Consider the following 5798-nt stretch of genomic DNA (forward strand, 5'->3'; position numbering starts at 1 on the left):
CTATCCGTTCATTCTGATGGACCAGATTGACGGCAACGGCCTGCCGGATCCCTATGGCTGGTCCGAGCAACCCGCGCTGCCTTGGCGCGGGCGGATCACCTGCGACTTGGCGCCCGGTCAGGCAGGTTCCCCCGATGGGACCGAGGCAGTTGATGCCGACGTCGCGGCGTTTTTTGGGACGTCTGCCCCGAGTGATTTTGAAGTCTTGGCCGGCGAAGTGCACTATCGGGGTCCCGAGGAATGGACGTTCCGCCGCATGATCTTGCACTACGCACATCTCTGTGTTGTCGCCGGTGGGGTCGAGAGCTTCTGCATCGGCAGCGAGATGCGAGGATTGACTACGCTCCGGGGAGCTCACGGCTTTCCGGCTGTGCAAGCACTGAAAGTGCTTGCCGCCGACGTCCGAAAGATCATGGGTCCGGACGTGAAGATCGGCTATGCGGCTGACTGGTCGGAGTATTTCGGCTACCATCCTGCAGACGGGTCGGGGGACCTGTTTTTTCACCTCGACGCGCTCTGGTCTGACCAAAACGTCGATTTCGTGGGCATCGACAATTACATGCCTTTGTCCGATTGGCGCGGTGAGGCCGGCGAGGCCGATGCGGTCCATCAGGGGCCGCACAACCTGGATTACCTGAAGAAGAACATCGAGGGTGGCGAAGGCTTCGACTGGTACTATGCGAGCGATGCGGATCGTGCTGCGCAGCTGCGGCAGCCGATCTCGGATGGCGGCTATTCCGAGCCTTGGGTCTGGCGCTACAAAGACATCCGTGGCTGGTGGAGCGCCGCACATCACAATCGCATCGCCGGTGTCAGGCAGGACGAAGCGACATCTTGGTTGCCTGGCTCGAAGCCGATCCGCTTTACCGAACTTGGATGCGCGGCGATCGACAAGGGAACGAACCAGCCGAACAAGTTCCTGGACCCAAAGTCGTCAGAATCGGCCCTCCCTTTGTTTTCGGATGGTGGTCGGGACGATTTTCTTCAGGTCCAGTATCTGCGTGCGATGGACGAGTACTGGGGTGATCCTGCGCTCAATCCGGTGTCCTCCCTCTATGACGGTCCGATGGTGGATATGGCTCACGCCTATGTCTGGGCATGGGATGCGCGACCGTTTCCGGCCTTTCCGGGGCTGCCGGGTGTATGGAGCGACGCAGGGAACTACTACCGCGGCCACTGGCTGACGGGGCGGTCGGGCTACAGAACCTTGGCCTCCGTCGTCGCTGAGATCTGCCACCGCTCCGGCGTCCGTGCAATCGACGTCACACGGCTGCGTGGGGTGGTGCGCGGCTATGCAATCACGGAAGTCACCGATACGCGTGCCGCTTTGCAGCCGCTGATGCTCGCCTACGGGTTCGAGTCGGTTGAACGGGAGGGCGTTCTGCGATTTTCGATGCGGCGCACGGACGGGAGCGTGATGCTGAATGAGGCCGAACTGCTTGCAGCAGACGGCGGTGATTTGGTTGCGGTGCGGGATCCAGAGGCTGAAGAGGCGGGGCGAGTCTCCGTCGGCTACGTGGCCGAGACGGGTGACTTCCCGACCGGCACCGCCGAGGCAATTGCGCCTGGCAGGAACGACACGAACCTTGCGCGGGTGGAGTTGCCGCTGGTCCTGACGTCATCCGAGGCGCGTGGGACTGCTGAACGTTGGTTGGCAGAGGCCCAGGCCGGGCGGGACCGGATTAGTTTTGCGCTTCCGCCCTCGCGCTTTGGCCTGGGCGCAGGCGATCTGGTTTCAATAAGGGGCGCGCTGTGGCGTCTTGACCGGGTGGAGCAGGGCGACGTCTTGCAGGTGGAGGCGGTGCGTGTTCCAGCCGGGCGATCGCTTGCGGCTGCCGGCGGAGTCCTGGAGGACGCGATGGAGGTGACGCCGGCGGTGCTGCCAACGCCTCCGGTCGCGGTCTTCATGGATCTTCCCGTTCTCGATGCGGACGGTATTGCCGCGCCGCGGATTGCGGTGGGGTCGGCGCGGTGGGCCGGTCCCGTCGCCGTTCTTTCGAGTGTGGAGGACGCAGGCTACAAGCTGGAAACAAGGGTGCCCATGGGGGCGGTTCTGGGTTTGACCGAAACAGTGCTCGACCACGCCGCGACGGGACTTGTAGATCGTGGGGCACCGCTGCAAGTGCGGCTGCTGAATGGAGCGCTTGCTTCGGTCAGTGACGCTGCCTTGCTGTCGGGCGCCAACGCTATGGCAATCGGTTCGGGCGAGGACGACCGGTGGGAGGTGTTCCAGTTCCGCGACGCAAAGCTGATTGGCCCCCGCACCTGGAGCCTGTCCCATCGTCTTCGCGGGCAGGTCGGAACCGATGCGGTCATGCCGTCCGCATGGCGTGCGGGAAGTCGCGTTGTCCTGCTAGATGCTGCCGTCGAGACGCTGAAGCCGCGAGCGGCGCAACGGGATCTGGTGCGGCATTGGCGTGTCGGGCCTGCGAACCAGCCGCTGGACGGACCCAGTTTTATCCATGCGATTCGCGGCTTCGCAGGCGTCGGTCTGCGGCCGTACAGCCCCGCCCATCTGCGACTGGCGCCCGCGGGTAACGATCTGCGGGCAACGTGGGTTCGCCGTACACGTATCGACGGGGACAGCTGGAGCGGCCGGGATGTGCCGCTGGGAGAGGAGGTCGAGAGCTATCAGGTTCGCGTCATGCGGGACGGTGAGGTCATTCGTGAGGTCGAGGTAGGCGCGTGTACTTGGGCTTATGCCGCAGCTGAACGGGTCGCGGATGGGCGGGGTTGCCGGCTTGAAGTTGCGCAACTGGCCCGCGCATTTGGGCCCGGACCGGCGGTTGCGCTGGCGCTCCCCGATCCGTAAGGCTTCTTTGTCCTTGGCGCGCCACCGCCTATATGGGTGGCGCGAGCTGTCACGGAGGAGTGCCATGAGCCTCGAAGCCACCAATATCAGGGCCGTGGACCCGGTCTGGCAGCGTATCCGCGAGGAAAGCTATCAGGCAACGCAGGACGAACCGCTCATGGCGGGGATGTTCCACATCTCGATTCTTCATCACGAGACCTTGGAAAGCGCGCTGGCCTATCGGCTGGCGTTGAAGCTTTCGAGCGGTGAGATGCCCGAGCAGATCGTGCGCGAGATTGCCGACGAGGCCTATGCCGCCGATCCATGGCTTGGCGAGGCGGCGCGGGCCGATCTGGTGGCAACCTACGAGCGCGATCCGGTGTGCCATCGGTTCGTGCAGCCTCTTCTATATTTCAAGGGATTTCAGGCGGTGCAGGCCTATCGTCTGGCACACTGGCTTTGGGGGCAGGAACGGATTGATCTCGCGCTCTATGTCCAGATGCGCACCTCCGAGGTGTTCGGCGTGGACATCCATCCGGCGGCGAAGATGGGTAAGGGGATCATGATCGACCATGCCCATTCGATCGTCATTGGCGAGACCGCGACCGTAGGCGATAACGTCTCGATGCTGCATTCGGTGACGCTTGGCGGGACCGGCAAGGAGGATGACGATCGCCACCCGAAGATCGGCGATGGCGTTCTGATCGGCGCAGGCGCGAAGGTGCTGGGGGCGATCCGGGTCGGCCACTGCTCGCGCGTGGCGGCGGGATCGGTCGTTCTGGAGGAAGTGCCTCCGATGAAGACAGTTGCGGGCGTCCCGGCCAGGATCGTGGGCGAGGCGGGCTGTTCGCAGCCGTCGGTCATGATGGATCAGCTTTTTGCGCGATGACCACGCCGGGTAAGGCGCCTAGCGCAAGATGATCTCGTTCGGCCCGATGTAACCAAGTACCTCGCGGGCCTGCTCGTCGAGGAAATCTAGGTCCAAGTATTCGTCGGACAGGCGCCGCGCCTTGTTGGCGTAGACCTTGACCTCAGTCTCCAACGCGTCAAGCTGCGTCTCAAGCTGGCGCGCCTCGGCCTCGATCTCGATCCTGCGCATGAGGCCATAGTCGCCCTGGATCGAGGCGAAGGCGAAGTAGCTCCCGAGCACGAAGGTCAGAACCACGTAGCAGAACAGACCGTAGGGAAAGCGTTTGCGCGAATAGCTCATGCGGATGCGGAACCCGGAAATCTGGATGTCTTATCTGATGATTGGCAAAGGCGGCCCGGAATGGGAATCCCGGACCGCCAGAAAGATGTGCAGCGCGGCAACGAGTGTGACTTATTCGTTGCCTTTGTAGATCGCGACGAGCTTGTCGAACATCGCCAACGCTTCGGCCTTGTCGCGCTGGAACGAGTTCCGCCCGATGATCGAGCCGTTGCCGCCGCCATCGCGGATGGCGCGTGCGTCATCATACACCGAATCCTCGCCCTTCTTGGCGCCGCCCGAGAACACCACGATCCGACGGCCGTTGAAGGACGAGCGCATGCACTCGGCAACCCGCGCGGCTTGGGTGGAGATGTCGATCTGCTGCTCTTCAAAGACCTTCTTGGCCTCAGGCACCTCGAGGTGGTCGGTCGACAGCTTGATCTTGATGATATGGGCGCCCAGAAGCGCTGCGATCTGCGCGGCGTAGGCGGCCACGTCGATCGCCGTCTCGCCCTCTTTCGAGATCGCCTCGCCGCGGGGATAGGACCAGATCACGGTGGGCAGGCCGACCGAGGCGGCCTCGCGGCGCATCTCGACGATCTCTTCGTACATGTCGAGCTGCGAGTCCGAGCCGGGATAGATCGTGAAGCCGATCGCCGAGCAGCCGAGGCGCAGCGCGTCGTCGACGCTGGCGGTGACGGCTTGGTCCTTGCCCGCCGACGAGGACATCAGCGAGTTGGCCGAGTTCGCCTTCAGGATCGTCGGGATCTGGCCCGCGAAGGTGTCCGCGCCGGCCTCCAGCAGGCCCAGCGGCGCGGCGAAGGCGTTGAGGCCCGCGTCGATCGCCAGCTGATAGTGGTAGTGGGGATCATAGGCGGGCGGGTTCGGCGCGTAGGTCCGGGCGGGCCCATGCTCGAACCCCTGGTCCACGGGCAGGATGATCATCTTGCCGGTGCCCTTCAGGCGGCCTTCCATCAGCATGCGGCAGAGGTTGCCTTTCACGCCGGGGGCTTCGCCCTCGTAATTCGCCAGGATCTGCTGAACCTTGCGGGTGGCCTTCATCGTATAGCTCCTCTGGATGGCGTTGGCCCTGATGTAGGGTGGCAGGCGCCCTCGGGGCAATTTGTTTTCGCCAACGGTGAGCCGTTTAGAGCTCAGGGGCGGTGATTCAGCGTGCGCGCCGCGATCCGCAGCAGCAATGCACGCGGCAGGAGGCTGGATACCGTCGCCAGCGCCTTGCCCTCAGCGCCCGGGATCACCGTGCGCCGGCCGGCCAGCATCCCGTCCCACCCCGCGCGCGCCACGTCCGAAGCCGGAAGCATCCGCCGGCCGCCCCGCAAGCCGCCCGCATCGAAGAACGCGGTGTCCACGGGGCCGGGGCACAGCGCGGTGACCGTCACGCCGCGGCCCTTCGCCTCGTGGTGCAGGGCGTCGGACAGGGACCGCAGGTAGGCCTTGCTGGCGAAGTAGATCGCCATGTTCGGCCCCGGCACCCACGCGGCCAGCGAGGCGACGTTCAGGATACGCCCCGACCTGCGCGGGATCATCTGGCCCAGGGCGCGCTTGGCCAGCAATGTCGCGGCCACCACGTTCACGTCCAGCATATGACGCTCGCGCTCCCAGGTATCGGGTCGGGCGAAATCCCCCGACCCGCCGAGGCCCGCGTTGTTGATCAGGATGTCCACCTCGCCAGCCGCCTGCCAGACCCGCTCGGCCTCGGCCGGGTCCGACAGGTCAGCGGGAACGACCTGCGAGCCTCCGATTTCCGCCGCCAGCCGCTCAAGGGCGCCCACAAGCGTGGCCCTCTGCTCGCGCAGA

5 protein-coding genes are annotated in these 5798 nt (G+C 64.7%); 2 read left to right on the forward strand and 3 right to left on the reverse strand.

What is annotated here, in order from left to right; all coding sequences use genetic code 11:
* Positions 1 to 2812: glycoside hydrolase/phage tail family protein (locus tag ACFDS3_RS18430; protein ID WP_375263808.1), on the forward strand; the 2812-nt coding region annotated here is incomplete at its 5' end.
* A gap of 64 nt (positions 2813 to 2876) precedes the next feature.
* Complete coding sequence (gene cysE, locus ACFDS3_RS18435) at positions 2877 to 3680, forward strand: serine O-acetyltransferase (protein WP_375263809.1); 804 nt, start codon at positions 2877 to 2879, stop codon at positions 3678 to 3680.
* Positions 3681 to 3698: 18 nt separating this feature from the next.
* Here cysE and ACFDS3_RS18440 read toward each other — a convergent pair whose 3' ends face one another.
* From ACFDS3_RS18440 to ACFDS3_RS18450, 3 genes are all read right to left on the reverse strand, one after another.
* Positions 3699 to 4001, reverse strand: a complete 303-nt coding sequence (locus ACFDS3_RS18440) for a septum formation initiator family protein (RefSeq protein WP_375263810.1) — start codon at positions 3999 to 4001, stop codon at positions 3699 to 3701.
* A 111-nt stretch (positions 4002 to 4112) separates the two neighbouring features.
* On the reverse strand, positions 4113 to 5042 hold the full coding sequence (locus ACFDS3_RS18445) for a class I fructose-bisphosphate aldolase (protein WP_375263811.1): 930 nt from the start codon (positions 5040 to 5042) through the stop codon (positions 4113 to 4115).
* Positions 5043 to 5134: 92 nt separating this feature from the next.
* On the reverse strand, positions 5135 to 5798 hold a 664-nt coding region (locus tag ACFDS3_RS18450; protein WP_375263812.1), incomplete at its 5' end, for an SDR family NAD(P)-dependent oxidoreductase.

This window comes from Palleronia sp. (genome assembly GCF_042089775.1).
Classification (GTDB): Bacteria; Pseudomonadota; Alphaproteobacteria; order Rhodobacterales; family Rhodobacteraceae; genus Palleronia.

Bases quoted from the DNA above. Each gene is read 5' to 3' on its own strand.
- cysE (WP_375263809.1), top strand. From the start codon at position 2,877: ATGAGCCTCGAAGCCACCAATATCAGGGCCGTGGACCCGGTCTGGCAG.
- ACFDS3_RS18440 (WP_375263810.1), bottom strand. From the start codon at position 4,001: ATGAGCTATTCGCGCAAACGCTTTCCCTACGGTCTGTTCTGCTACGTG.
- ACFDS3_RS18445 (WP_375263811.1), bottom strand. From the start codon at position 5,042: ATGAAGGCCACCCGCAAGGTTCAGCAGATCCTGGCGAATTACGAGGGC.